Below are 26,566 nucleotides of genomic sequence, written 5' to 3'. Positions count from 1 at the left end.
CATCTTTAATGCACTTAAGTTCAATCTTTAACGTTTAGTGGTCTCAGCCGGGCTGGTGCAGTCCTCCCTACGACACAGCAACGTCATTTATGAGAAGAAAATTTCTAGCTTTAGTACTTTTACTGGTGTGCCAACAGGCCGTTTATGCGCAACGCAACATAGAAACCCGCCTGGGCTATAGTTACAACGATGATTATCAGTTTTCGGATGAATGGCAGTATCTTTCTACTGATATTTATCTATACAACGGCAATAAGTTTACGCGTGTTCTGAATGAGCTGGAAACAGGCTCGCGAAAACCGAAAAAGAAGTATGGCAACGTGCTGGAGTATCTCATGATAACGGCACAGCTGAAGAACATGAAGCTTTTCGGCAACGACGACATCGTGTACCCGCTCTACAACTTTGCCATTGACCAGGACAAGAACGACTACAAAACACAGGTAAGCGACCACCAGGAAGTGGTGCGTATTATAGATAAAATGCCGCTCGGCTCCGCCAACAATAACATTGATGCCGTTATCAACGCCAAGGCAATCACAAACGGGCAAAGCGACCAAGTGTTTAACCTGGTGGCAAACCAGCTGATGGCTATCTCAAAGCTCACCACGCCAACCAGTGCGGTGCTGTCTTTGGTGGGCGAGTTCGGAAACCTGCTCAACTCCAGGGCCAGCCGCAAAGAGTACAAGTTTAGCTCTACCATTCGCCTGTACGAGGGCCAAGATTTTGATACGCGCCTGCACTCGGTGCGCATTTATGTGTTTGTGCCGAATGATGTAAAAAAAGTAGACATCAAAACAGTAAAGCTGACAGACTACCTGCAGAAAAACCCAAACAAGCTGGATCGTCGCGAACTGGAGGAAATGACCGGCTACAAGGATTACCCGTTTATGGTGGTGGCCAACTATAAATCGCTTTATAAAATGGATGTGCTGACGGGCGATGAAGTAACGCTGGACCTGATCGAGAAGCGCAAACTCAAAATACAGACAGCCTACGATCAGCAGTTGATCAATGACGAGACCTTCCGGCAGGAGAAGCTATTTGTGGAGTTTCTGCGTTCCTTCGCTGATATGAAGCAAAACCTGAACACCTACCGCCTGAACTACCGCAACAACAGCGCCGACATCAATGCCAAAAACCTCTTTGGCATTGTGCAGGAGTATAAGCGGCTGAAAGGCATTTTTGACGCAAGGGAAAAGGAATTTGCCAAGAACAGCACTTATCAAAACATTTTCCGGTCTGAGTACGAGTCCATACTTACCAATGCTGATTTATACCTGGAAGCCGACCATAACCTGAAAAACGGTAAGCTGCTGGTAAGCACCCTGCGTGAGTTAGAAAATGACCCTAAAGCCTGGAATACCCCGGAGAAGCGGGAGGCTGCCCTTGTCAGGTTATACGCCATTGAGTTACCGAAGCGCGAGGTGCTGTCTGCATCGGTAGAAGGGGAGGCCATTGTTCGCCTTACGCAGAAGTTGGAAGAGCTGCAGTACAGCGAAGTATTTCAGAAAGATGTGCAGGTTTTGAGCAATACAGAGGCCAACGACGAGACAATGCAGCAGCGCAATAGTTTACTGGAAAAAGCCAGCGCCAGCAAGTGCCAGAGTTGCCGCGATAAAGTACGCGAGGCCATATCGGACTATAACAAACGTTACGACAGCTTTAAGCTGAAGCAGGCCCTGAAGAAAAAAGAGGAGCTTAACCAAAGCGCCGAAGCAACGGTATTTAAGTTTCTGAAGCGCCAGCTGTGCATAGAAAACAACCTGCAGATGGCCTCTGCCTCTACCAACAATGGCCTGGACCAGTACATCAGCCGCATGTATGAGAAAAACAATGAGTTTGGCAAATCCATTAAAATGCTTGATGCATTAAATAAAAAGGAGCTAAGCGAAGAGCGGCTGGACAAAGTGCAGGAGTATAATGCGCGTCTGCAGCACCAAATGCAGGAGGTGGAGAAGGATTTTGACGTAATTTATACTTTAGACAAAGGCCTTTGCAACTGCGAAGACGCCAGCTGAAGTAGTTAGAACTCTCTCCCGTAGACCTGCGTTTTCAGAAGTATGGGAGAAACGTTTGAACTTGTTTTTGGTATTCATGATAATACCCTCACGTGGTGGCAAATGTCTGCCAGAGCAGTGGGGGTTTTTATTGCTGCCCTGCTGATTATCCGTGTCGGGAATCACCGCATATTCGGAAAAAACTCTGCTTTTGATATTGTGCTCGGCATTATTTACGGTTCCATACTTAGCCGTGCCATTACTGGCAATGCGCCTTTTTGGCCTACAATTGCCGCCGCCTTTACGTTGGTTATGCTGCATAAGCTACTTGCCACCTTTGCCTTCCATAGCGATTTTGGGATAGGAGATTTTATTAAAGGCCGCCCAAAGGCATTGGTTAAGGATGGCAAGCTGCAAAAAGAGGCCATGGAAGAAAGCAGTGTTACTAAAAATGACTTAAAAGAAGCCATTCGTAGTTCTGGAAGCTATGCTGGCGTAGACGACATTAAATATGCTTACCTGGAGCGGAGCGGCAAAATCAGTGTGGTTCTAAAAGATCAAGAGGAATAGCAAACAGTTCCTGTTTTCAATTTGTTTATAGAGATAGTAGGTTTAAGGCTTTGCCCTACCCTTTGTGCTACTGTAAACAACTTTGTTTTAAATGAACCTTGGCGGAATTCTGCTTTTACCGTTTTTACTGCTGCTAAACTTACCTGGCTATGGCCAGGAGAAACAGGGGCAAGTAAAGCTAAAGGAGGTGGTGGTAAGGCCTGAACTCCGGAAGGAGGTGTTAGGAACCAAGCAAATGAAAGCTGATTACGGACACGGAGGAAACAAAGATTATCCTTATTACCAAACCGCCTATCACATTCCCGCCAACGGCCGGACTGGCTTTATTGATAAGGTAGGCATCTACATTTATCATAAACGCACTTTCCCGGATTTATTCAGTAAGCCGAACATGCTGCAAGTATACTTGTATGCAGTAGATTCTGCTGGGCTGCCCGGTGCACTGTTGTTGCCTGTGCCTATAGCATTTGAGCCAAAAAACAATACTTACTGGCATTGGATAGATGTATCGCACCACAACCTGGTGCTTCCAGAGAAAGGCGTTTTTGCTGCAGTTAGCTGGCCACAGGCTACAAAGCTGAATAGCGGCCCTTACGTGGGCATGACAAATGAATGCGATACCTGTCCGTTTTATGTTTATCGCTTTTTAACAGATGAGCCAGTCTGGATGAAAGTAAGCCCTTCCAAATATAGGCAGCAAACTGAGGGCGAAGCGTTTTACCAGAACCTGATGATGCGGCTGGAAGTATCGGTTAAATAAAAAGTCGGCCTCCCCGGTAAAGGAAAGGCCGACTTTTATGTTTTATACTTTAAAAGCTTAAAACTAAGCCATTTGAGCATCTAGCTTCTGAGACAGCACGTTCTTCGGAACTGCGCCAACTTGCTTGTCAACTACTTCGCCGTTTTTGAAAACAAGAAGCGTTGGGATGCTGCGGATACCGAATTTAGCAGATGTTTGCGGGTTTGCGTCCACGTCTACTTTACCGATAACGGCTTTGCCTTCATACTCACCGGCAAGCTCTTCTACAATCGGTCCTACCATGCGGCATGGTCCACACCACTCAGCCCAAAAGTCTACAAGTACTGGTTTATCTGAATTGATGATCTCATCAAAATTCGCGTCTGTGATTTCTATCGCTTTGTTAGCCATAATTTTATCTTTTTGTTGTGTTTATTTCAATGGTTAAATATAGTAACAATTACAGGTTTGGCAAATTCAGGCCCAAACTTACAAAACCTGACAAGCTGTCGTGGTTAAGGTTCGGGAGCAATACCGAATTATATACTTACGATAGTAACAGCCATAGGATACTAATTGTTTGTATGAACAAATGTTGTCAATAAAAATTTTTAAAGCAAGCAATTATCCAAAGAAGTATAAAACAACGCCTGCACGCTTGCTGTAAATGTAAGGGCCGAGGTGCTGAGCATACGCTGCCGGGGCTTGGTGATTTCAAGAAAATTAATAATTGGCGGTAAAGATGTGGTGAACAGCTGTTTTAAGGGAGTCAATGCGAAATCCTAAAGGATTACCCGCATCGTAAGTATGGCTTTAATATTATAAACATCATACTATGAAACACTTATTAACTTACAGCACATTGCTTGCTACCGCTCTGTTTACCTTCTCCTCCTGCGAAAAAGACGACGAAATAGATTTTAACTTTCCTGACCACGGCAGCATGGCCTATGTTAGCAGCAACACCAGCGGCATGGTGACGATGGTAGATGCTGATGGCTTAACTGATGTAACCGTGAAGCAGAAAAGCATTGCCTCCATGGATGCGGACGGCATTTACTACAACGAGGAGCGAAATGAAATTATCTTAGCATCGCGCACCACCAACAGGTTGGAGGTTTACCAGAAACGAGGTAACGGCTCTTTGGAAATTAAAACTACCAGTAATCCGGATTTTACCAATGCCCGCGAAATAGCTGTGAGCGGTGATCTGATTGTAGTGGCCCAAGACGCTGACCCGGCACTAAATGGCAACATGAACCGCCTGTACGTTTACGAGCGCACTCCAAGCGGCATACGTTACCGCAACACCTATGATGTAGACTTTAACCTGTGGGGCATCCATGCCGAAGGCAACGCTTTATGGGCCGTGGCAGACAACACCAGCGATATTGTATACTTCGAGAACTTCTTCTCCAATTCAAACGGTATGATTCAGCCAACCAAGCGCGTAACCATAGAAGGTATCGTAAGAACACACGGCATTACTTACTCTAAAGCGGATGATAAGATGGTGCTGACCGATGTAGGCGACGGAGCTGTAGCAGACGATGGCGCAATTGTGGTGATTAGTAACTTCAGTTCAGTATTTGGCGGCACAACCAACGGCGGCACTATAGGAGCAAATGCCCAGGTAAGAATTGAAGGCAGCAACACCATGCTTGGCAACCCCGTGGATGTAGCCTATGATGAAGACAGCAAGCATATTTATGTAGCTGAAAGAGCAAATGAAGGCGGCAAAGTGTTGATATTTGAAATGCCAACTTCTGATGGAAACCCAATGCCAGGCTATTCTAAAAAGGTAGCCGGAGCCGCCGCAATTTACCTGCACCAGTAGTAATTTTCCATAGTTTTACAAAAAAACAGCCCCGGAGTGTTTACCGGGGCTGTTTTTTTGTAAAATTAAGTGGCATGGCCGCTAAATTAAGTCTAAATCAACTTGCATTCGCCTAAGCCTAAGTCTTTAATCGAGGTAAGAAAAACTTTAGGATCGATTCTATACTTGCGGGAGTAGGTCGGCAGCGCGAGTTTCTCCTCCGGCACGTGCAGCGTAATCTCCAGGCGTTTTTGACCAGCACTTTCTACAATAGCAGTTTCCAAAGCCTCGGCCAGGTTCGGTGTAAAGTGCTGCAGGTTGATATTCAGTTGCACGCCCTGCGCCATCTTGTCCAGCACATCGCCCAGGAGTTGGATGTTCTGCGGCTTCAGTTCCCACTGGTCTTCGGTTTTGTAGCGCAGCTGCACCTTGCCCCGGATAAACAGGTATAAACCCATCTTCAGGTAAGGCGAGAACTTCACATAATCCTCCCCGAACAAGGCCATCTGCATAGAGGTGTCGTAATCCTCGATGGTGAACAGCGCAAACGGATTGCCGTTTTTGGCGGTACGAATCACCACGTCTGTTACCATGCCGGCCACGTTTATATCACGGTTCTTATACTCTTCGATGCGGTCGAGGGAGCAGGTGCAGTAGGAGTCGATTTCCAGCTTAAACTGGTCGAGCGGGTGGCCCGACATATAGAAGCCTACCACTTCCTTTTCGCGGCGCAGCATCTCGGCCTGGGTCCAGACAGGTACTTCCGGTATTTTTGGCATAGGCGCTGCCACAGCGGCTCCGCCTCCAAATAACGATTGCTGCGCGGCCTGCTGCTCTGCCTGGTAGCTGTTGCCGAAGCGAACCGCCTTTTCCAGCAAAGGCATACTTTCGCCTTCGGGCACCTCAATCAGCTGGGCGCGGTGGTATAACTCCCACGAGTCGAAGCAGCCGGCCAGGGCCATACTTTCAAACGTTTTCTTGTTCACGGCACGCAGGTTTACGCGCTTCGCAAAATCGAAGATATCCTTGTATGGGCCGTTTGCCTCTCTTTCAGAGATGATGGCATCCACGGCAGATTCGCCGGTTCCTTTAATAGCCGCCAGACCAAAACGAATGTTGCCTTCCTCGTTCACGTTAAACTTCAGCAAGGATTCGTTTACGTCTGGGCCAAGTACCTGCACACCCTGCTTGCGCGCTTCCTCAATAAAGAACGTTACCTTCTTGATGTCGTTCATGTTGTTAGTGAGTACCGCGGCCATATACTCGGCAGGGTAGTGCGCCTTCAGGTAACCTGTTTGGTACGCTACAATAGAGTAAGCGGCAGAGTGGGAGCGGTTAAAGCCGTACTGGGCAAACTTCTCCATCACGTCGAACACCTCAGAGGCCTTTTTTGAAGGGATTTTATGGATTTCAGCGGCTCCGGCAATGAATTTCTCACGCTCCTCAGCCATCTTCTTCATGTCCTTCTTACCCATGGCGCGGCGCAGCAAGTCGGCACCACCCAGCGAGTAACCAGCCAGAATCTGGGCCGTTTGCATGATCTGCTCCTGGTACACCATAATTCCCTGCGAGTAATTCAGGATCGGTTCCAGCAGCTCATGTGGATATTCCACTTCCTCGCGGCCATGTTTCCGGTTAATAAAGTTCGGGATGAACTGCATCGGTCCCGGGCGGTACAGGGCGTTCATGGCAATCAGGTCTTCAATGTTGGTGGGCTGCAAGTCCTTGAGGTACATGCGCATCCCCTCCGACTCAAACTGGAACGTGCCGATGGTGTCGCCGCGCTGGTATAGCTGGTAGGTTTTCTCGTCGTCTATCGGAATGTTGTCAATATCAATCTCAACGCCGTGGTTTTTCTTGATGAGCTCCATGGCATCCTTGATGATGGTCAGGGTTTTCAGGCCCAAAAAGTCCATCTTCAGCATGCCCGCACTCTCAATCACCTTGCCGTCGAACTGCGTTACCAATAGGTCAGCGTCTTTGGAGGTCGAAACCGGGATGTAATTGGTGATATCATCCGGGGCGATAATCACACCTGCCGCATGTATACCTGTGTTACGCACCGACCCTTCCAGCTTTTCAGCTAGTTTGAGTACAGCAGCACGGTGGTCGTTGCCTTCGCGGATGGCGGCCAGATCCAGGTTCTCCATGAAGGCCTTGGCCAGCGTGGTGCCCGGGGTGTCCGGCACCATCTTGGCCAGCTCGTTGGCCTCGGCAAGCGGCAAAGAAGTAGAGCGCGCCACATCTTTGATCGACGACTTCGCAGCCATTGTACCAAACGTAATAATCTGAGCTACCTGCGTTTTGCCATACTTCTCTACCACGTAATCAATTACGCGCTGGCGGTTCACGTCATCGAAGTCAATATCGATATCGGGCATGGATACACGCTCTGGGTTCAGGAATCGCTCGAAGAGCAGGTTATACTTTATCGGGTCGATGTTGGTGATACCGATGCAGTAAGCTACCGCAGAACCTGCCGCCGAACCACGTCCCGGGCCCACGAACACGCCCATGTCGCGGCCCCGGTTGATGAAATCCTGCACAATGAGGAAGTAACCAGCAAAGCCCATCGTTTCCACAATGCGCAGCTCGTAATCCAGGCGCTCTTCAATTTCGGGGGTGATATCGGTATAGCGTTTCTTGGCTCCTACATAGGTGAGGTGGCGCAAAAAGGCATCCGGGCCAGCATGTTCGGGCGGTATCGGAAAGTTAGGTAATAAGATGTCGCGCTTAAGCTGTGGCGGCGTAATCTTGTCTACAATTTCGTTGGTATTATCTACGGCTTGTGGCACATCCTTGAACAGCTCGTTCATCTCGGCCTGCGTCTTGAAGAAGAACTGGTCGTTCGGGAATCCAAAGCGTGTTTTCGGACCGGCCTCGTCGATGCGGTTCAGCATCTGGCGCACGCTGGCGTGGTTGCTATACTTACCGCGCACGTTCTCCACCGTATCGTAAATCACCTTCTGGTCATCCGACAGGAAACGGTAATACTTCGTCTGGAAATCACCAACTGGTGTACTTTGATCCTCGCCGGTGTTCACGCAAAGCAATATGTCGTGCGCATTCCAGTCTTCCTGGTCCACGTAGTGCGAGTCGTTGGTGCAGATAACCTTTACATTATACTTCTGCGCCCACTTCAGCAATACCTGGTTAATATCTTCCTGGCTTTTGCCGGTTCCGTCGATGTTCTGCAGCCCGTGGCGCTGAATCTCGATGTAGTAATCCTCACCGAACACATCGAGCCACCACTTAAAGATCTCCTCGGCTTCTGCCTCGCTTTTCCAAAGTATAGCCTGTGGTACTTCGGCACCAATACAGCAGCTGGTCGCAATCAGGCCCTTGCTATACTTCAGTAACAGTTCCTTATCAATACGCGGCCACTTGCTGTACACGCCCTCGATGTATGACAGCGAGCAAAGCTTAGCGAGGTTTTGATAGCCCTCCTGATCCTTGGCGAGTAGCAGCTGGTGGTGGCGCACATCCTTTACCTCCTTGCTGAAGGTTTTAAGGTGGCGGTCTTTTACCAAGTAAAACTCACAACCTACAATTGGTTTCACGTTATACTTGTTCGCCTCAGCCACAAAGTTGAAGGCGGCGAACATATTTCCGTGGTCGGTCATGGCGACGGCGGGCATGCCATCGGCCTGCGCCTTTTTCATGAGCGCGCTGATGCTGGCCTGCCCGTCGAGCAGCGAGTACTGAGTATGGGTATGTAAATGCGAAAAAACTGGCATTTATGGGGAATTAAGAATTACGAAAGAAGAATTAAGAATGACCTTTGTATTCGGAAAAATCTATACTTGCAGGTCATTTTTGGGATGTTAAAATTACGGAAAATCGGGGCAGCTCCCAAACCTAAAGCGGCCTCTTGCCTTAACAAAATTCGGGGACAGATAGTCTCAAATAGCTGAGCAGTTTCTGTGAGATGTATAGTCTTATGCTTTTGTATTATGTTCCTGTCAAAAAATAACTCTTAAACTTGATGGATACGTAAGTATAAGCTTGCCCTAAGGCAGTGGATTAGAACTATGGCAGCAGTAAGTAAATTAAGTGGAATGTTTCGGGCTTTGAGCTCGCGTAATTATAGGTTGTTTTTTATAGGGCAGGGCATATCGCTTGTCGGTACCTGGATGCAGCAGATTGCGCTGAGCTGGCTGGTGTACCGCCTCACTGATTCTGTGTTTCTGCTTGGCGCTGTTACTTTCTCCAGCCAAATACCATCCTTTATACTTGGGCCTTTTGCCGGTGTGCTGGCCGACAAGTTTAACCGGCACAAGGTGCTTATTGTAACACAAGCCTTGTCTATGGTGCAGGCATCTACGCTGGCAGTTTTGGTGCTGACAAATACTATTGAGATCTGGCATGTACTGGCGCTAAGTGCGGTGCTGGGCACCATAAACGGTTTTGATATTGCCACACGGCAAGCGTTTGTGGTGGAGCTCATAGAGCGGAGGGAAGATATGAGCAATGCCATCGCCCTAAACTCATCTCTGTTTAACATGGCGCGTTTGGTGGGGCCAACAATTGCTGGTTTGCTTATTGCGGCCGTAGGCGAGGGCATCTGTATTCTGATCAACGCGATCAGTTATATTGCTGTCATTGGGTCGTTGCTGCTGCTGCGGCTGAAGCCTTTTGAGCGGGTGCAGCAGCAACGTAAGGTATGGCAGTCTCTTAAAGTTGGGTTTCAGTATGCCTTTGGTTTTCCTCCGATTCGTGCGCTGATCATGATTGTAGCGCTGCTGAGCTTGTTCGGGATGCCTTTTACAGTGCTGCTACCCGTTTTCGCTCGTGATATTCTGCAGGGCGGTGCCAACACGTTGGGTTACCTGATGGGCGCTTCCGGGTTTGGTGCATTAAGTGGGGCGCTGTTCCTGGCGCAGCGGAAGTCCGTAGTAGGATTGGGCAAGGTCATTATTTTCACGATGTCAGTATTTGGCCTGGCCCTGATCGCTTTCTCCTTTTCAGAGGTGCTGCTGCTCTCGCTGGTGCTGATGCTGTTCAGCGGTTTTGGAATGATCGTGACGATGGCATCCTGCAATACGCTGCTGCAAACGCTGGTAGATGATGACAAACGTGGCCGCGTGATGAGCCTGTACGCCACCGCTTTTATGGGTATGGCCCCGATCGGAAGTATGCTGGCCGGCTCAGTGGCGGAGCAGATTGGGGTGGCGTATACTTTAGCCGGATGCGGGCTGCTGTGTGCCCTGAGCATTGTGCCTTTTGCCGTAAACCTGCCTAAACTCCGCCAAATGGTTCAGCCAATATATGAGCGCCTCGGTATCGTTCCCGAAATAGCTACTGGCCTGCAGTCGGCCTCTAACCTAAGTGCCCCACAGGAAAAGAGGTAATTTTTTAATTGTAAGACTGTTGGATGGTTGAGTTGCTAACTGTTGATTACTAATTGCCTGCAATATGTAGTTCCGGCTTCACGGCAGGGTAATTACTGGTGGCAAAACTCACCAGATACAAAGTATAGCCACGCCCTCTATCATCAAGTCAACCATCCGACAATCAGAAAATCACTTCCTCCTGATTTCCAGTTTCTCGCCTGCGCTTACAGTAAAGTCCGGCTTGTTGTTCCACTCCATAATGTCTTTTATGGTAACATCATACTTGCGGGAGATTTGATACATACTTTCGCCGGCAGCTACAGTATGGTAAACAGTGCCAGATGCTTTGCTGCCAGTTACGGCTGGCTCAGCAGTGGCGGCAGGTGCTGCAGGAGCTTTAACACGCAGCTCCTGGCCAAGGCTAAGGCTGCTGCCCTGCAAGTTGTTCCACTGGCGCAACTGATCTACTGACACTTTATACTTTTTGGATAGCTGGTACAGCGTTTCGCCGGCTGCTACGGTATGGTAAGCGCTGTTTGTGCTGAGCATGGTTGCCGGTACTTCGGCGGCGTCTTCGGTAAAAGGCGAAGCGGCTGGCTGCTGTAGTGGCTCTGCAATTAGTAGCTCCTGGCCTAGCTTGAGCGGTGTTTCGCCTAAATTGTTCCAAGTTACCAGATCGCTGATAGTAACGGCATACAGCCTGGAAATACTATAAAGGGTTTCGCCTTGCTTTACTGTATGGGTAGTTGCATCTGCCGACGGCTGCTGTACGGGAGCGGCAGGCGTGAGCGCTGGTGCCGGTTCTTTAACAGGTGCAGTAGCAGTTGGCGCAGTAGCCGCTGGTGTGGTAGCAGTAACAGTCACTTGTTCCTGCGCTTCTTCTGTTACAAACGGATCAACTTCCTGAGCTGGAGCAGGCTCTAACTCCGGTTCTTGCTCCGCAAACATTTCTTCTTCCTCCACTGCTGTTGCCTCAGTTTTAGCGGTTTCGGTTTTAGCTGTGTTTGGGTAAAGTATAACGTTTTTGTTAGCCGGAGCCTTTGGTGCAGGAGTTTCTGCAGCTGGAGTAACTTCCTCTGTAGCTTCATCTTCTTCAGTCTCTTCTTTATAAATTTCCTCCTCTGGCACAGGTTGCTCGGCAACAGGCACGGTGGCTACTGCTGTTGTTGCTCTTTCTGGTTGCGGTTCGCCTTTCAGCTTGTTAAGGAGGCGGGTAAAGAAGTTTTCTTTCTTAGGGGTAGCTGAGGCTGCACGTGTTACAGGCTCATAAGGTTTTTCTGATGCCGTAGCGATACCTTGTTTATTTGGTTCGCGGACCTCCACAGCCGTATGGGCAGGGCGGCGTTTCTGCAGCCAGAGTACACGGCCCGGAACAGGTACCTCATTGCGCTTCATGCGGTTTTTGAACAGCAGGTAGTTCAGGCGCACGCCATAGTGCTGCGATATCAGCTGCATTGTCTCACCGGGCTGCACCACGTGGAACTCTACATCGGCGGTGGAGTTTTTCTGCTCAATATAATAGGCTGAGCCTGGCACAATCTTGTCGAAACTGTGCATGTCGTTATACTTCAGGAACTTTCGTGTAGAAATGCCTGCCTGCAACGCTAGTTTGTCTTTGGTGTCGCCGTTGCGGGCTACAAGTGCGTTCAGGTTATTGCGCTTTACCATGGCGGCAGACGCTTTGCTTGCGCTGTTCTGACGCGGTAAAACTGGTGTGGTTTCTTTGGTAGATGCCACCAGGTTCACGGTATTGCCGTTGCGCACCGGCACTATCACGTAATAGTCTTTATCAGAAGGGATAGAGCTGCCAAGCAGCCACTTGTTATACTTCTCCAGCTCGCTGTAATCTGTTTTGGTAGCTACTGCAATCTCAGAAAGGCTTTGGCCAGGATTGGCACGCAACTCACGCAGCGATACTGCCGGCGGGTTTGCTTTGCCTACAAAAGCATCATAAGCCACTTTATGTGCCAGAAACGTCAGAATATAATCATTCGCTTTTTCGGTGATGTCCATTTGCTTGGCACCGTTGTCTGAGGGCTTGGTGTAGGCCTTGGCACCCGTATAACCCAGGTAGTAAGACAGCAGCGAGTTAAGCCAGTTGTTGTAGTAGTTGTTGCTGCGCTTAAAATATTTGGCAGCACCTCGGCTGGCCTCTACAATGTGGCGGCGCTCATCCACATTGCGGTCCATGCGGAGGTTAAAGTCCATGGCAGCCTCGCGCTTGAACTGCCAGTAACCTACTGCGTTGGAGGTAGACACGGCATCTCCAATCAGGCCGCTTTCCTGCAGAGCCAGGTATTTGTAATCGTCTGGCACGCCTTCCTCCTTAAACACACGCTCAATTACCGGAAAATACGCATCTGCCAAATCTACCTTCATCTGAAAGTATAAATTGCTGCGCTGCAGGGCATCCACCTTCTTCTGGATTTCAGCCTGCGCTCTGTTCGAGATCTTCAGATGAATATCGGCAAAATAGATGTTGTTGGGTACGGTTACTCCCTGCGCCAGCGCCAGCAAAGGCAACAGCAGGAGTACAAGAAACGTGGCAATGGATTTTCTCATAACGAGAGACGCTTAAGTTTGATTAACTGTGATAAAGAGGCTCTACTTTCTGTTGAGTTAACTATAGGTAAATGTCTATATGTTAATGTGTTCAGAATAGAATATAGCTAATGCAAAATTAACGGAAAAAGCTTCGTATTCTAAAACGACTGACCAAGTTCCTGCATTATTTTTTCAGGAGAAAAATGTAGATTTTTTCTGCGAAGGGAGGCTTGAGGGGCTAAGCTGCAGAAGTATAGAAGGTTAGGGTAGGAGGGGTGAGAAAACGGAGAGGCTATTTTGGTGTGCCTCTCCGTTCATCTTATTTTTTTCGTGCGACCATCAGGCCGTCGCGCACAGGCAGCAGGATGTTCTCTACCCGTTCGTCCTGATGCACATGTAGGTTAAAATCCATTACGGCTTTGGTGTCTTCGTCCAGCTTTTTTCTATACTTTTCCAGCACCTTGCCGCTCCAGAGCACATTGTCGGCAATAATGTAGCCGCCTGAGCGCACCTTGTCAATTACCATGTCGTAGTAGCGGGTATAGTTTATTTTGTCGGCATCCAAAAACACAAGGTCAAATTCGGCATCCAGGGTGGGCACAATTTCCAGCGCGTTGCCAATGTATAGTTTTATACTTTCGCCGTACCCTGATTCATCAAAATAGCCCCGCACGCGATCTTCCAACTCTTCGTTTTTGTCTATGGTGTGGAGCGTGCCACCTTCCTGTAAGCCCTCTGCCATGCAAAGTGCTGAGTAGCCGGTATAGGTGCCAATCTCCAGTATCTGCTTCGGCTGTATCATTTTAGCGTACATAGCCAGCAAACGGCCCTGCAAATGCCCGGAAAGCATGCGCGGCTTCATGACGCTCAGGTGCGTCTGGCGGTTTATCTTGTGCAGCAGCTCACCCTCCGGCGATGTATGCTCCTCGGAGTAGCGCAGCAGTTCTTCGTCTATAAACTCCATTTTGGTTGTTGGTTGATGATTGTTAATTGGTTTTTATGTGGTGCTCTGTTGTGGACTGCTTGTAATGTATATCTCAAACAACCCACCATAAGCAATCAGCAATTAACTAGGCACATAATTCAGCACGCTCAGATTTTCCTCGCGCAGCACATCGTTGGCAATATCAATAAGGTCAGTTGCGGTTATACTTCTGATTTTGTCGAATATCTCGTTCAGCGACTCGGCCTTTCCTTGGTCAAGTATGCTTTTGCCCAGCATCATCATCAGTCCCATATTGCTCTCCTCGGCCATGGCCAGCTGCCCCATCAGCTGCTCTTTGGCAGTGTGCAGCTGCAGCGATCCAAGCGGCTTTTCACGAAGTTTCTTCAGCTCCTTCAGCACCAGCGAGGTAGTGCGCTTGAGCTGTTTCTTCTCCGTGCCGAAGTAAATGCTCAGCAAACCGGTGTCGATGTAGGTGGCGTAGTTAGAGTCTATTGTGTAAACAAGCCCGTGCTTTTCGCGCACAGCCAGGTTCAGGCGTGAGTTCATGCCGGGGCCGCCCAGAAGGTTGTTCAGCATAAAGAACGGGATGCGGCGGTCGTCAGACAAGGCATAGGCCGGGCAGCCAATAACACAGTGCGCCTGCGAGATAGGCTTCTCAATGGTGATAGACTTGGGCAGGTAGCTTGTAAAAGGAGCGCGTTTCAGGCTCTTTTTTATGTGCGGAATATCGTTCAGGTATTTCTCCGCCAGCTTGAGCACTTTCTCGAATGGCAGGTTGCTCACAGAGCAAAACACAAGGTGCTCGGTGCTCAGGTTTCGCTCAATAAAACTTAAAAAATCCTGTTTCTGAAACCCGGAAACACTTTCGCGCGTGCCCAGAATATTGTTGCCCAGCGAGTGTCCGTCAAACACCACGGCGTCAAACTCATCTACAATGGCTTCTTCGGGCGTGTCGAGGTACATGGCCATTTCCTCCAGTATCACGCCGCGCTCTTTCTCGATCTCCTTCTCCGGAAATATAGAGTGAAACGTAATATCAGTCAGTAGCTCAAAAGATTTCTCGAAGTGCTTATCCAGCACGGAGCTGTAAAAGCAGATTTTCTCTTTTGTAGTGTAGGCATTGAGTTCGCCGCCTACAGTCTCTAAACGGTTAAGTATGTGGAACGACTTGCGCTTCTCGGTGCCTTTAAAGGCCATGTGCTCCCAGAAGTGGGCAAGGCCCTGCTCCTGCGGCAGCTCATCGCGGCTGCCAATGTCCATGACAAAGCCGCTGTGGGCTATTTTGGTATGCAGCACCTGCTTGTGTACAACTCTAATTCCGTTTTGTAAAGTATGGATATGATAATCAGGCATTCAATTCTAAAATTAGCCTGCAAAGGTACGGAAAAAGTAGCGGATTTTTTCGGAGGAAAGAGGAGGATTGCAGTGAACGGGAAGTATGGCAGGTTTTGCAGTACCGGGTCCAACCACCCCTGCCCCTCCTTGTTTAAGGAGGGGAGCTTCACCCCACCCCAACCCTCCCCTAAAAACAGGGGAGGGAGTCCAGTTCCAATTGAATGGCTGTGGCTATCGAAAACTGATCCCAGTCTTTCCGTGGGGGTAGGGGCCCTCGAAAAGAGCGCCTTTGGAGTTTTTCCGGTGCCGAGCGAGAGCGAGGCATTGCGACGCAGGAGCAAAGGAAAAGGTCCCAGTGCGATGCGGAAAGACGAGCCCTCCCGGGCTAGAGGGAGCCAAAGTATGAAATGAAATGAGCCGCTTGTAAGACTGAGGATAAGCAGCAGCAAGAAAGTATAGCTTACATCAAATCGTGGGAAGCTGCGGTATGGTAGTGTAAACAGAGGCTAGAAGCCTAATCAAGCAATGGAAGCAGCTTTAAAAGTATAGCCAAAGCACGAAGTATGGCTTTTTAAGCCAGTTGAGTTGCAAATTCAACACCATATTAAAACACGAGTTAAAAACTCGCGCCAGATGGTGCTAGTTAAGCCAGATGGTGCAGCTAGTTAAGTATAAAGTATAACCGCAGAAAACCTACCTCTTCTTCTCCAACCCGCCCACATTAATCACGAAACCAAGCGAGAACACAGAGTAAGCCGCTGTAAGAATGTCGCGGTTTTTAAGGCCGATGGTAGTGCCGCTGGTGTACTGCAGCTGCACCGCAGGGTTAAGCGTAAGGCGGGTATAAAAGATGGGCTCCAGGAAAATATTGTCCTCTAGCTGCCCCGGCACGTTGTTCAGCGAATAGTCGTGCATATCTACATAGCTGGCGCGGAGGGCGGTGCCGTAGTTCAACGGGAACTCGCGGCTCAGCAGCCGCAACGACTTTTTACGCTTAGAGCTGAAGTTTACCTGCACAAAATACTTATTGAAGTTGGCCTCGTGTCGCTCGTAACTCATCTCGCCGGTTTCCTTGTCTTCTTCTTTTTCGGTGCGCTCCGAGCTGCCGCCGCCAAAGCCTCCGTAAATCTCCAGTACACGGTTGCTTTCCGGCCCAAAAGTGGTGTAGTAGCCGCCAGCGGCCTCCAACAGGTTGTGGCGCATGTCTCGTTTGCGGCGGTCGCTGCTCAGCATAGAACCGTTCAGCAGCACAGCAAAATGATCTGACACGGCGTAGGCAGTGTTAAACGTGATGCTGCCTTTAGGCGTAACATGGCCACCTGCGCTCAACTCTCCTTTTTTGGTAAACATCGGCACATTCGGCACATTAGGCATGTACGCAGAAGTGCCGCAGCCAGCCAGCAGCAAAGGCAACGCCAGCAGTAATATAAGCTGTTTTATACTTTTCTGAAGAGAGGGAGCGGTAAAGGGTATAGTCATAAAATTATATTCTGAGCGGCAAAGTCTGCCAACTTAAATAAAGCATGCTGCATTAACAAGCAGGGAACGATAGATTTAGTGAAATATTCAGATTAATGAGTTAAAAGCAGCCGCCTGCTATTGCGTTTTTAACTAAGGCCGCTTTAATGTAGATTTGTCTGTGGCAGATAAATGGGCAAAATGAAGATACTGATCATACAAACAGCTTTTTTGGGGGATGTAGTGCTGGCGACGGCGCTGGTGGAGAAGCTGTATGCTTTTTACCCTAAGGCGCAGCTCGACTTCCTGCTGCGCAAAGGCAACGAGGGGCTGCTGAAAGACCATCCGCTGCTGCGCCAGGTGCTAGTCTGGAACAAGCAGGACGGCAAGTATAAAAGTCTGATGCGGCTGCTCTCGCAGATTCGTGCCGAGAAGTATGACCTGGTAGTAAACGTGCAGCGCTTTGGGGCTACCGGTCTGCTAACCGCTTTTTCGGGGGCCAAAGAAACAGTGGGTTTTGAGAAGAACCCGTTTTCCCGGCTCTTCACGCGCCGCTATGTGCACGATGTAAAGTCCGGTACGCACGAGGTGGAGCGTAATAATATGCTTATCCAAAGTATAACCAACGCCATTGCCGCCAAGCCAAAGCTGTACCCAAGCCAAACCGATTTTGCCAAAGTAGAACACCTGAAGCAGGAGCCGTTTATCTGCATGGCGCCCACTTCGGTTTGGTTCACCAAGCAGTACCCGCAGGAGCAGTGGGTGCAGCTCATCAACAGCCTCGATCCAAAGTATAAAGTATACCTGCTAGGCTCACCAGCCGATAAGCAGCACTGCGAGGAGATTATCAGCCAAAGTATAAGCCAGCGCTTGGAAAACCTCTGCGGACAGCTGAACCTGCTGCAGTCGGCGGCCCTGATGCGCGATGCGGTGCTGAACTACGTGAATGACTCCGGGCCGATGCACCTGGCCTCCGCATTGAATGCTCCGACCTGCGCTATCTACTGCTCCACGGTGCCGCGCTTTGGCTTCGGGCCGCTGGCCGATTTTGCCGAGGTGGTGGAGCGGGAGGAGCCGCTCTACTGCCGCCCTTGCGGCTTGCACGGCTACAAAGCCTGCCCGCAAGGCCACTTCAAATGCGCCCGCGAGATCAGGAATGAGCAGCTGCTGGAAGTGTTGAAAGTTAGAGAGTTGGGGAGCTAGAGGGTTTGGGAGTGGAGGTGACGGCCGATATAAAAAGAATTCTTATCACTACAGTAGCCTGTTTTGTAGTGGCTACAAGCGCTTTTAGTATAATTGACCAAGACCTTGTACCACTCATCAGCCCTTTCTTTTTTACATTACTCATTATATTAGCCAATCTTGGTCAAGTAAAGACAAATAAGTTAAAAGCTGTTGGATTAGGGTTAATGTTAACCTTGCCGGTATTTTTTGTTTCTGTATTAGCTGGAGTTGGGCTTACGCAAATATTTAAGAATGGTCAGGCAGGAATGATTGTGAGTTCAGCAATTTCAGCAGGGCTTATGTTTCTGGTCAACAGTTTATACATTAACATGAGGAGTTTAAAGGCTGGTCTGGGCGTAACAGTGGTTTTAGGGTTTGTAGTTGGGTTTATTGTTCAGCTAATTGAGCTATACCTACCTGGCGCAAACTCCTTAACAGGTTTTATAGAAGATCCGGGTCTGTTCTTTATCTGTTGGCAAACATTAGTGGGTTTAGGTATAAGTATAGGTATTTGGGTAAGAGTAGGCCAGAAGATGCCAGCTGCAGGCTAGTATTCTACTCCCCCGCACACTATACTTGCCTCACCTGCAGTTTTACAGTAAATTAGAAGTATAAACTATACCGCCTACACATAATAAAACTACATGAAATACGAGCCAATCGGGCAGGAGCTTTTTATCAACCACCGCCACAACTTTGTAAAGCAGCTAAAACCAAACTCCATCGCCATCTTCCACTCCAATGATGTGATGCCCACAAACGCCGACGGCACCATGCCCTTCCGGCAAAACAGCGATCTCTTCTACCTGACCGGCGTGGACCAGGAGGAAAGTATACTGCTGCTGTTCCCTGATTGTAAGGACGAGCGGCTGCAGGAGGTGCTGTTTGTGCGCGAAACCAACGACCACATCCTGACCTGGGAGGGCTATAAACTAACCAAGGAGCAGGCAAGGGAGGTATCGGGTGTGCATACTATTTACTGGACACACCAGTTTGAGCAGGTGCTGCACTCCCTGGCATTTGAGGCCGAGCGCCTCTACCTGAACACTAACGAGCACCTGCGTGCCGTGGTGGAGGTGGAGACCCGCGATGCCCGCTTCCTCAGAAAAATGAAAGAGCAGTATCCGCTGCACAAGTATGAGCGTAGCGCTCCCATTATGCACCAGCTGCGGGCCATCAAGTCTGAGCGGGAGGTAGAGCTGATTCAGCAGGCCTGTAACATTACCGAGAAAGGTTTTAGAAGGCTGCTGGGCTTTATTAAACCCGGCGTAATGGAGTATGAGATTGAGGCCGAAATTCACCATGAGTTTCTGCGCAACCGCTCCAAAGGGCCAGCTTACGAGCCGATTATCGCCTCCGGCGAAAATGCCTGCATCCTGCATTACACCGATAACAGCCGCGAGTGCAAAGACGGCGACTTGTTGCTGATGGATTTCGGAGCCGAATATGCAAACTACGCCGCCGACATGACACGCACAGTGCCCGTAAACGGCAAGTTTACCAAGCGTCAGCGCGAAGTATACGAGTCGGTGCTGACTGTAATGCAAACGGCCATCCAAATGCTAGTGCCCGGCAACACCTTGGGCCAGTACCACAAATTTGTAGGTGCCCTGATGGAGAATGAAATGATTAAGCTAGGCCTGCTAAACGAGAGCGACGTGCGTAACCAGGATCCTGACAGGCCACTTTACAAAAAGTACTTTATGCACGGCACCTCTCATCACCTGGGCCTGGATGTGCATGATGTAGGCAACAAATTCCGCCCGTTTGAGGAGGGAATGGTGTTTACCTGCGAGCCGGGTATTTATATTCGGGAGGAGGGGATAGGCATACGCCTGGAGAACGACATTCTGATAACCCACAACGGGCCCAAAGATCTGATGGCAAACATTCCGCTGGAGGCTGACGACATTGAGCGGCTGATGCAGAAGTAAAGGCAGGGCAATTTTAGCTGTTTGGTGCAAAAGCAGTAAGGCTGTAGGTAAATACCGACAGCCTTTTTTGTTGTACTCACTTTAAATTTATAGCGCTTGCTTCAAAATATTTTGAAGTATAAAACCTTGCGCGTTGGTTTCAGTTTGAAGTATAAATATACGAACTGTCCTATCACAGCGGCTCAAACCGTGAATTTTAGGTGATGGTGCACAGTGATTTATGTTCTACTTGAATATTTAAGGTGCCTATGGGCGAACATTATCTAATTATGAGAAGGCATGTAAGGAAGCCAAATAAGCTTCCGGTTACGGGAAGAAATTTTTTGGAACAAAACAAACTCGTTTCAAAACATGCACGTATTGTCATATCAACATATACTTTGTAGAATCATGCAAACACATTTATCAAAAATTAAGAAGCTCGCTTTCGCACTCGTGTTTCTGCTTATAGCAGGCCCCGATGTATTTGCGCAAAGCTCAGACCAAAGAACTAATCTTCAAATATACGGAAGTGCCTTACAGTACAAAGGAGACTTGGAGGACCAGTTCTTTGAAAGTAATAAGCTGGAATGGGGCGGTGGCCTAAACCTGAACCGCTACTTAAGCCCTTCTTTTGATGCTGGCCTGCACCTGACGTACGGTGGCGTTGAGTCTAAAATGTCTGACATGAACAGATTTGACTCTCAGCTGGGTACTGCCATGCTGGCTGTTCGCCTTAAAATGTATGGCAACATTCTGCCAGAGGATGCCTTTATCGGCCCATACCTGCAAGTTGGTGGTGGTGGTGCCTGGGGTAAAATAGATGCCATTTCCAATGGTATGGTATCACCGTCTGACGACGATAAGTTTTTCTCTGGCGCATTAAAAGGCGGTGCCGGTATTCGTTTCCGCTTCTCTGATGCCGTAAGTGCTTTTATAGAGTCCAACTACATGATTATTGGGCAGGATAAAATTGACGGTGTAGATGTGGGGGATAACGACCGCTTCCTGATGCACAACGTGGGCCTTGGCTTTAACTTAGGCAGAGCCGCAGACACAGACGGTGACGGTGTGCCGGATAGAAGAGATGACTGCCCTGACACCCCAACCGGCGTGCAGGTTGACAAAAACGGTTGCCCTGTTGATACAGACGGTGACGGTGTAGCTGACTACCAGGACGAATGCCCTGCTGAGGCTGGCGTAGCAAACCTGAATGGTTGCCCTGACCGCGACGGTGACGGCGTAGCTGACAAAAACGACCAGTGCCCTGATGAGGCTGGTACTGCAGCCACAAACGGTTGCCCAGACTCTGACAACGATGGTGTAGCTGATGCACAAGATAACTGCCCGGATACTCCAGCCGGTGTACAGGTTGGCCCGGATGGATGCCCAGTAGACTCTGACGGTGATGGTGTTCCGGATAACGAGGATGCATGCCCTAACTCTGCCGGTACTGCAGAAACCAAAGGTTGCCCTGAGTTAGATGCAGCCACTCAGAAACTGATTGAAGAAAAAGTACGCTTTGAGTTTGACAGAGCAAGAGTACAGGATAGCTACAAGCAGTTGCTGGATAGCATTACCATGGCACTTCAGAAATACCCAGACCACGTGCTGCTGATTAAAGGCCACGCTGACTACATCGGTTCTGAAGAGTACAACCAGGCGCTTTCTGAGCGCAGAGCCGAAGCTGTGAAGGAATACCTGATTCAGCAAGGTGTGCAGAACCCAGACAGACTAGTGACCAAAGGATACGGCGAAACGCAGCCACTTGTAAAAGTGAACGAGCGTCTGTCGCGTCGCAGAACTGAAAGAGAGCGTGCTCAGAACAGAAGAGTAGGCTTTGAAATGAACACTCCGGACATGCAGTTGAACATGGAATAACAGGAGTAAATAAAAACAGAAAGCCCCGCTGGCACATGCCGGCGGGGCTTTCTGTTTTTATACTTTAAAGTATAAGCTGATGGTTTTGAGCCAAGGCTTATACTTGTGTTCTGTGTTTTTACCCTTTCTGGGCAAGCAGGTAGAGCACAGCCATACGTATAGCCACGCCGTTTTCCACTTGGTTAAGTATAATAGAGTGGTGTGAGTCCGCGGCATCAGAGCTAAGCTCCACGCCTCGGTTTATGGGGCCTGGGTGCATCAGCACTATTTCCTTGTTCAGGCTATCCAGCATCTTCTTATCTATACCATAGTATAGTGTATACTCGCGCAACGACGGGAAGTACTTCATCTGCTGGCGCTCCAGCTGTATGCGCAGCACGTTGGCTACGTCGCACCATTCCAGCGCCTTGCGTACGTTGGTCTCCACCTGCACGCCCAGCTCCTTTATATACTTTGGCAGCAGCGTAATCGGGCCGCATACCATTACCTCGGCTCCCTGTTTCTGCAGTGCAAAAATGTTAGAGAGCGCCACCCGCGAGTGCAGAATATCCCCGATGATCACCACCTTTTTACCGGCTACCTCGCCCAGTCTCTCTCTTATGGAGAAGGAGTCAAGCAGGGCCTGTGTTGGGTGCTCATGCGTGCCGTCGCCGGCGTTTACAATATTGGCCGGGATGTGCTTGCTAAGGAAGTGCGCCGCGCCGGGGCTAGAGTGACGCATCACGATCATGTCCACCTTCATGGCCAGGATATTATTTACCGTGTCCAGGAGGGTTTCGCCTTTCTTTACCGAACTGCCACTGCTGCTAAAGTTAATCACATCGGCAGAGAGCCGCTTTTCGGCCAGCTCAAAGGAGAGGCGCGTGCGCGTGGAGTTCTCGAAAAAGACGTTGGCGATGGTAATGTCGCGCAGCGAAGGCACTTTTTTAATCGGCCTGTTCAGTACATCTTTAAAATTATCGGCAGTCTCAAAAATGAGCTGGATGTCTTGCGGGGTGATGTCTTTGATACCTAACAGGTGCCGGACGCTGAGCTCTTGCATGTATAAGTAAGTTTATTCGTCGGTTTTGGTAATTAGCCAGATGGCGTCCTCCTCGGCCTGCTGCTCTTTCCACTCTACCAGCACGCGCTGGCTTTGCAGCGAGTTTACCTGGCGCCCCACGTAAGTGGGTTGTATGGGCAGGTGACGTGTGTAAAGGCGGTCTACCAGCACCAGCAGTTCTACGCTGGCGGGGCGGCCGTAAGCAATCATGGCATCCAGGGCGGCACGTACCGATCGGCCCGTGTACAGCACGTCATCCACCAGAATCACTTTTTTGCCTTCTACCAGGAAATCGATTTTAGTGGCATTGGCGGCGATAGGTATTTCGCGGCGGCGGAAGTCGTCGCGGTGAAAGGTGGTGTCGAGAAGGCCGGTGGGCACTTGCTTGCCAAGTATATTTGCCAGGGTAGCCTGGATGCGCTGCGCTACATACTTGCCGCGCGGCTGCAGGCCCAGGATCACAGAATCAGAAAAGTCGCCATGGTTCTCAATGAGCTGATGGCACAGGCGCATCACCATTATTTCGAGCAGTTGGTGGTTTACGATGAGTCTTTTCTGCATAGCCGGGAGTATTAAATGCAAATATAGAAAGGATTGGGAGAGTTGGGAAGTTTAGGAGTTAGAAAGTTGGGAAGTTAGAGATTTAAGGAGTTAGAGAGTTTAGGAGTTTGGAAGAGATTGTTTGGTTAGCTTTACTAAGCTGGAATTCAGGGAGGGTCGAAGGTTACCGGGAATCTACTCAAACGTGATTTTATTGATAAAGAAAACCTGCCGCAGGCCTTCACCTTTTGTTTTGATGCGCTGAAATCCGAAAGCAGCCATACTGTTGCCGTACCACCGGATGATGCCCGGATACTCAGTGGTTTGTATTTTCTCGTTTTCCTCGTAAGGCAGTAGCTCCACCTCTGTTTTTTCGTCGTTATAGCGGTTATCGTCCATTATTTGATACACGATTTTGCTGTTATCCGGGTAGGCCATCACTGCTCTTCCGTCGGGCAGCGGCTGTACCTCAACTGTGTGCGTCAGTTCGTAAGTAGTAAGGCCGATTAGCGGGAAAGTGTTGTCCCAGAGCAGCAGCCCATTTTTGTCGAAGCCTAAGGCAACGGCGTGGCTCCGCTTGTATCCGTCTGCCATCTTGTACACGGCAAGCGTATTCTGGTCTATACCCATGTGGCTGTTGCGCGGGTTGCTGTACTGCGGGTAGTAAGCCTCAGCGGCCAGAATGTATCCTGTGGGTGTTTCTATCAGGTCGTGGAGGAGGAGACGGTAATTAAAGCTGGAGGCGCGACCGGTCTTCAGGCGCTTTTCCTCGCGGCGGCGGCTTCGTTCCTCGCGGCGGGGCTTCATGTACTTAAGAAAGTTGTTTAGCTGCAGGAAGTTGTAGAAGTTGCCCTCTACCATTTGCGATGCGAGCGGTGCCGCGAAAAAACCTTGGGAGAAGCGCAGATCGCGTGTGCCGTAGGTGCCAATCAGCATCTTTTGGGTAGAGTCGCCGCGGGTTACTTCTGCGTTCAGCAGGCTTTTATCCTCCTTCTGAAGTATAAAATAGTTGTTGAGGAGCTTTCCGTTGGCATCAAAGCTTTTAACCTGCAGCCTGGCCACACGCCCGTTAGACTCTGAAATAACAACATCCACCCGGTTCTCCTTATGGTCAGCCAGCATATCCGAAAAAGAAGATTCCTCCCCGTAAATAGACGGAAGCGGCGTGGCTTCACCAGTTTCAGGGTTGAGGTGCAGCAAAAGCGACTTCTTATCCTTGATGTTTCGCCCGATAATAAAGAAGTTATGCTTGAGCACAACAAACTCGTATATCGCCTCTAAAGGCTCTAGCTCCACTTGCCGGTGCCAGATGGGGCTGCTGGCTTTGTGGTGCAGGCGTACAAAAGTATAATCGCGCAGGCTTTCGCCGCCAAACACCATGTACGTATAAGGCCCTACAGTATAGCTGCGTATATAATTGTTGTCAGGCGCAATGTTGGCAGTGTCCGTCCATACTTCCTCTAGCTTGCTGTTGTATTTTGTAAAGTAAAAAGTAGCTTCAGTTTCCCAGAGGTTACTGATTTTATGGTACACAAGCAGGCTGCTGTCCGGCAGGGCGAGCACCTCTATTTCCACATCTTCCGGTTGAAGGGGTAGCTCCAGGCGGCTGGGCTGTGCAGGAGTGTTTTGCGCCAGCAGCGGCAAAAGTATAAAGGAGAACAGCAGGGCAAGGCAGTAACGTATGTATAGCATAGTGTGAGTGCTATCTGGTGGCGGAAAAGTATAAAAATAGCAGCTTTTACATTTTACTGCAAATAGCTGCTATTCGTTGTTCTTTGGCCGGTTTTTCTGGTTTAGTTGCCTAAAGCCAGTAACACGTCAAATTCCTCGGGCTTTAGCGGCATCACCGACAGGCGTGATTGGCGCAGCAAAGCGATATCCTGCAGGCGCCCATCCTTTTTTATCTGCTCCAGTGTTACAGGCTCTTTAAAATCGCGGAAAGGCACGAGATCTATCACCACCCATTTGCCCTTGTCTTCTGCAGCGGTTGGGTCTGGGTAAGCAGCCTTGTCTACTTTGGCAATGCCGACTATGGCCTTTTCGGATACGCTATGGTAAAACAGCACCAGGTCGCCGGGCTGCATTTGCTGCATGTTGTTGCGGGCTTGGTAATTGCGCACGCCATCCCACATGGTGCGGCCGTCTTTCACCAGGTTGGCCCACGAATATGTCTCAGGTTCTGATTTTACTAACCAGTGTTGCATTTTATATGAATATGTAAGTATGATTGAATAGCTTAGCTTAGGCAACCTTTCCTGCTCGTTTTGGTTTGATTTATACTTGCAGCTAGAGCGGCGCTAATTCTTTTTAACTGTGATACGCTGCCTGCTGCGCTGCTGCTGGTAACGTATGGCATTGTCGGCTAGCAGGGCCAGCAGCACACCGCTAAATAAACCTCCCCAGAAAGTATGCAGCACTCCGGCGAACATAAGTATAAACACAATAGAAAGCATGCCGGCTTTCAACAGCATCTTATACTCACGGCTCAGGTTGCTGTAACGTTTCCAGGTCCCGTTTTGCTTTGGAATTAGGGCTGATGATCGTTTAAAGAAACGCAGCACCTCCAGCTCGAACTGCACCAGCAGCACCCCCAGCACCAATCCCCCGAAAAAGCTGATAAACAGATCGACTACCGCAAGCACCATAAACAGCAGAAGCAGCAGCATAGCCGCCCTGGTCCGAGTTGATTTTGATAGCTTTTCGTAATACAGCATAGGCTACAAAGGATAGGGTGCAGGATAAATTATATTTTTGATATCTGATTGTTGTGCTGGTTATTCCATTCTTCTCACCTTTAGGAGGTCTTTGTCCAACGACACAATCTGTATGCGGTAATCGACAGGAGGTGTGCTGCCCTGGGTCATGCGTATCTGCACCAGGTCTTTCTCTAGCTGCTCCCACTCACCTTGCTCTTCCTCCAGGCCATCGGCGGGTGCAATTTCGAAGCGCTTAAACACGCCTCCCGGCTCCAGGCTGAAGCCAGTGCGCCCACGCGAAGGAGGGAAATCGTAGGTGTTAGGACGATATACCCACAGCCCTTCCTCGTCTTCCTCAAAAGAGTGCAGCCATACTTTGCCGGCCAGCTGTGCGGCCACTCTATCATTTTTCTTGCAGGTAGCCGCCATAAAAATCAGGCAGAACATACAAAGCACAGAGATATATTTCATAAGTGTAAATCAGGTTTTAGTGCTAAGATAGGGAATAACGACGGTATATGTAAGTATA

Annotated in this window: 21 protein-coding genes; 9 read left to right on the top strand and 12 right to left on the bottom strand. The window is 49.3% G+C overall.

Annotated features, from left to right (window positions below):
• The first annotated feature begins 89 nt into the window (after positions 1-89).
• The 3 genes from Q1B04_RS02670 to Q1B04_RS02660 all read left to right on the top strand — a co-directional run bounded on the left by Q1B04_RS02670 (position 90) and on the right by Q1B04_RS02660 (position 3,330).
• Positions 90-2,021, top strand: coding sequence for a hypothetical protein (locus Q1B04_RS02670; protein WP_299755230.1), 1,932 nt, complete (start codon positions 90-92; stop codon positions 2,019-2,021).
• Between the two features lie 42 nt (positions 2,022-2,063).
• On the top strand, positions 2,064-2,570 hold the full coding sequence (locus tag Q1B04_RS02665; RefSeq protein WP_299755227.1) for a YetF domain-containing protein: 507 nt from the start codon (positions 2,064-2,066) through the stop codon (positions 2,568-2,570).
• A gap of 91 nt (positions 2,571-2,661) precedes the next feature.
• Entirely contained in the window at positions 2,662-3,330 is a 669-nt protein-coding gene (locus Q1B04_RS02660; protein WP_299755224.1) for a hypothetical protein, read from the top strand.
• A 63-nt stretch (positions 3,331-3,393) separates the two neighbouring features.
• On the opposite strand, the gene trxA is transcribed toward Q1B04_RS02660, so the two are convergent.
• Positions 3,394-3,720: a thioredoxin gene (trxA, locus tag Q1B04_RS02655; protein ID WP_114783039.1), complete on the bottom strand. Its 327-nt coding sequence runs from the start codon at positions 3,718-3,720 to the stop codon at positions 3,394-3,396.
• A 424-nt stretch (positions 3,721-4,144) separates the two neighbouring features.
• Here trxA and Q1B04_RS02650 point away from each other — a divergent pair, with 424 nt between their 5' ends.
• Entirely contained in the window at positions 4,145-5,146 is a 1,002-nt protein-coding gene (locus Q1B04_RS02650; RefSeq protein WP_299755216.1) for a hypothetical protein, read from the top strand.
• A gap of 92 nt (positions 5,147-5,238) precedes the next feature.
• Here the strand turns inward: Q1B04_RS02650 and dnaE are convergent, their stop codons facing one another.
• On the bottom strand, positions 5,239-8,862 hold the full coding sequence (dnaE, locus tag Q1B04_RS02645) for a DNA polymerase III subunit alpha (RefSeq protein WP_299755214.1): 3,624 nt from the start codon (positions 8,860-8,862) through the stop codon (positions 5,239-5,241).
• Between the two features lie 294 nt (positions 8,863-9,156).
• Between dnaE and Q1B04_RS02640 the strand changes: the two genes are divergently transcribed.
• Positions 9,157-10,476, top strand: a complete 1,320-nt coding sequence (locus Q1B04_RS02640) for an MFS transporter (protein WP_299755211.1) — start codon at positions 9,157-9,159, stop codon at positions 10,474-10,476.
• 171 nt (positions 10,477-10,647) lie between these two features.
• On the opposite strand, the gene Q1B04_RS02635 is transcribed toward Q1B04_RS02640, so the two are convergent.
• The 4 genes from Q1B04_RS02635 to Q1B04_RS02620 all read right to left on the bottom strand — a co-directional run bounded on the left by Q1B04_RS02635 (position 10,648) and on the right by Q1B04_RS02620 (position 16,762).
• Positions 10,648-13,020, bottom strand: coding sequence for a LysM peptidoglycan-binding domain-containing protein (locus tag Q1B04_RS02635; protein WP_299755208.1), 2,373 nt, complete (start codon positions 13,018-13,020; stop codon positions 10,648-10,650).
• Positions 13,021-13,321: 301 nt separating this feature from the next.
• Positions 13,322-13,966, bottom strand: coding sequence for an O-methyltransferase (locus Q1B04_RS02630; protein WP_299755206.1), 645 nt, complete (start codon positions 13,964-13,966; stop codon positions 13,322-13,324).
• A gap of 102 nt (positions 13,967-14,068) precedes the next feature.
• Complete coding sequence (locus Q1B04_RS02625) at positions 14,069-15,301, bottom strand: pitrilysin family protein (protein ID WP_299755204.1); 1,233 nt, start codon at positions 15,299-15,301, stop codon at positions 14,069-14,071.
• Positions 15,302-15,976: 675 nt separating this feature from the next.
• Entirely contained in the window at positions 15,977-16,762 is a 786-nt protein-coding gene (locus tag Q1B04_RS02620; protein WP_299755201.1) for a hypothetical protein, read from the bottom strand.
• 171 nt (positions 16,763-16,933) lie between these two features.
• Here Q1B04_RS02620 and Q1B04_RS02615 point away from each other — a divergent pair, with 171 nt between their 5' ends.
• The 4 genes from Q1B04_RS02615 to Q1B04_RS02600 all read left to right on the top strand — a co-directional run bounded on the left by Q1B04_RS02615 (position 16,934) and on the right by Q1B04_RS02600 (position 21,759).
• Positions 16,934-17,944: a glycosyltransferase family 9 protein gene (locus Q1B04_RS02615; RefSeq protein ID WP_299755199.1), complete on the top strand. Its 1,011-nt coding sequence runs from the start codon at positions 16,934-16,936 to the stop codon at positions 17,942-17,944.
• 17 nt (positions 17,945-17,961) lie between these two features.
• On the top strand, positions 17,962-18,516 hold the full coding sequence (locus Q1B04_RS02610; protein WP_299755196.1) for a hypothetical protein: 555 nt from the start codon (positions 17,962-17,964) through the stop codon (positions 18,514-18,516).
• A gap of 93 nt (positions 18,517-18,609) precedes the next feature.
• Positions 18,610-19,899: an aminopeptidase P N-terminal domain-containing protein gene (locus tag Q1B04_RS02605; protein WP_299755194.1), complete on the top strand. Its 1,290-nt coding sequence runs from the start codon at positions 18,610-18,612 to the stop codon at positions 19,897-19,899.
• A 390-nt stretch (positions 19,900-20,289) separates the two neighbouring features.
• Positions 20,290-21,759: an OmpA family protein gene (locus Q1B04_RS02600; RefSeq protein WP_299755192.1), complete on the top strand. Its 1,470-nt coding sequence runs from the start codon at positions 20,290-20,292 to the stop codon at positions 21,757-21,759.
• A 118-nt stretch (positions 21,760-21,877) separates the two neighbouring features.
• Here Q1B04_RS02600 and Q1B04_RS02595 read toward each other — a convergent pair whose 3' ends face one another.
• The 6 genes from Q1B04_RS02595 to Q1B04_RS02570 all read right to left on the bottom strand — a co-directional run bounded on the left by Q1B04_RS02595 (position 21,878) and on the right by Q1B04_RS02570 (position 26,508).
• Entirely contained in the window at positions 21,878-22,801 is a 924-nt protein-coding gene (locus Q1B04_RS02595) for an aspartate carbamoyltransferase catalytic subunit (RefSeq protein WP_299755190.1), read from the bottom strand.
• 12 nt (positions 22,802-22,813) lie between these two features.
• Positions 22,814-23,362, bottom strand: coding sequence for a bifunctional pyr operon transcriptional regulator/uracil phosphoribosyltransferase PyrR (gene pyrR / locus Q1B04_RS02590; RefSeq protein ID WP_299755189.1), 549 nt, complete (start codon positions 23,360-23,362; stop codon positions 22,814-22,816).
• Positions 23,363-23,536: 174 nt separating this feature from the next.
• On the bottom strand, positions 23,537-25,033 hold the full coding sequence (locus Q1B04_RS02585; protein ID WP_299755187.1) for a hypothetical protein: 1,497 nt from the start codon (positions 25,031-25,033) through the stop codon (positions 23,537-23,539).
• A 101-nt stretch (positions 25,034-25,134) separates the two neighbouring features.
• Positions 25,135-25,545, bottom strand: coding sequence for an EVE domain-containing protein (locus Q1B04_RS02580; protein ID WP_299755184.1), 411 nt, complete (start codon positions 25,543-25,545; stop codon positions 25,135-25,137).
• 93 nt (positions 25,546-25,638) lie between these two features.
• Entirely contained in the window at positions 25,639-26,055 is a 417-nt protein-coding gene (locus Q1B04_RS02575; protein ID WP_299755181.1) for a hypothetical protein, read from the bottom strand.
• Between the two features lie 60 nt (positions 26,056-26,115).
• Positions 26,116-26,508 carry a hypothetical protein gene (locus tag Q1B04_RS02570; RefSeq protein WP_299755179.1) on the bottom strand — a complete coding sequence of 131 codons (393 nt, stop codon included), beginning with the start codon at positions 26,506-26,508 and terminating at the stop codon, positions 26,116-26,118.
• Positions 26,509-26,566: the final 58 nt, after the last annotated feature.

Source organism: uncultured Pontibacter sp. (assembly GCF_947495565.1).
GTDB lineage: Bacteria > Bacteroidota > Bacteroidia > Cytophagales > Hymenobacteraceae > Pontibacter.
This window is presented reverse-complemented; position numbering and strand designations above follow the sequence as displayed.

Excerpts from the sequence above, each read along its gene's own strand:
- Q1B04_RS02580 (WP_299755184.1), bottom strand. The coding sequence starts at position 25,545 with ATGCAACACTGGTTAGTAAAATCAGAACCTGAGACATATTCGTGGGCC.
- Q1B04_RS02650 (WP_299755216.1), top strand. The coding sequence starts at position 4,145 with ATGAAACACTTATTAACTTACAGCACATTGCTTGCTACCGCTCTGTTT.
- Q1B04_RS02575 (WP_299755181.1), bottom strand. The coding sequence starts at position 26,055 with ATGCTGTATTACGAAAAGCTATCAAAATCAACTCGGACCAGGGCGGCT.
- Q1B04_RS02670 (WP_299755230.1), top strand. The coding sequence starts at position 90 with ATGAGAAGAAAATTTCTAGCTTTAGTACTTTTACTGGTGTGCCAACAG.
- Q1B04_RS02635 (WP_299755208.1), bottom strand. The coding sequence starts at position 13,020 with ATGAGAAAATCCATTGCCACGTTTCTTGTACTCCTGCTGTTGCCTTTG.
- Q1B04_RS02570 (WP_299755179.1), bottom strand. The coding sequence starts at position 26,508 with ATGAAATATATCTCTGTGCTTTGTATGTTCTGCCTGATTTTTATGGCG.
- pyrR (WP_299755189.1), bottom strand. The coding sequence starts at position 23,362 with ATGCAGAAAAGACTCATCGTAAACCACCAACTGCTCGAAATAATGGTG.
- Q1B04_RS02585 (WP_299755187.1), bottom strand. The coding sequence starts at position 25,033 with ATGCTATACATACGTTACTGCCTTGCCCTGCTGTTCTCCTTTATACTT.
- Q1B04_RS02630 (WP_299755206.1), bottom strand. The coding sequence starts at position 13,966 with ATGGAGTTTATAGACGAAGAACTGCTGCGCTACTCCGAGGAGCATACA.
- Q1B04_RS02600 (WP_299755192.1), top strand. The coding sequence starts at position 20,290 with ATGCAAACACATTTATCAAAAATTAAGAAGCTCGCTTTCGCACTCGTG.
- Q1B04_RS02640 (WP_299755211.1), top strand. The coding sequence starts at position 9,157 with ATGGCAGCAGTAAGTAAATTAAGTGGAATGTTTCGGGCTTTGAGCTCG.
- Q1B04_RS02620 (WP_299755201.1), bottom strand. The coding sequence starts at position 16,762 with ATGACTATACCCTTTACCGCTCCCTCTCTTCAGAAAAGTATAAAACAG.
- Q1B04_RS02665 (WP_299755227.1), top strand. The coding sequence starts at position 2,064 with ATGGGAGAAACGTTTGAACTTGTTTTTGGTATTCATGATAATACCCTC.
- dnaE (WP_299755214.1), bottom strand. The coding sequence starts at position 8,862 with ATGCCAGTTTTTTCGCATTTACATACCCATACTCAGTACTCGCTGCTC.
- Q1B04_RS02595 (WP_299755190.1), bottom strand. The coding sequence starts at position 22,801 with ATGCAAGAGCTCAGCGTCCGGCACCTGTTAGGTATCAAAGACATCACC.
- Q1B04_RS02615 (WP_299755199.1), top strand. The coding sequence starts at position 16,934 with ATGGGCAAAATGAAGATACTGATCATACAAACAGCTTTTTTGGGGGAT.
- Q1B04_RS02625 (WP_299755204.1), bottom strand. The coding sequence starts at position 15,301 with ATGCCTGATTATCATATCCATACTTTACAAAACGGAATTAGAGTTGTA.
- Q1B04_RS02660 (WP_299755224.1), top strand. The coding sequence starts at position 2,662 with ATGAACCTTGGCGGAATTCTGCTTTTACCGTTTTTACTGCTGCTAAAC.
- Q1B04_RS02605 (WP_299755194.1), top strand. The coding sequence starts at position 18,610 with ATGAAATACGAGCCAATCGGGCAGGAGCTTTTTATCAACCACCGCCAC.
- trxA (WP_114783039.1), bottom strand. The coding sequence starts at position 3,720 with ATGGCTAACAAAGCGATAGAAATCACAGACGCGAATTTTGATGAGATC.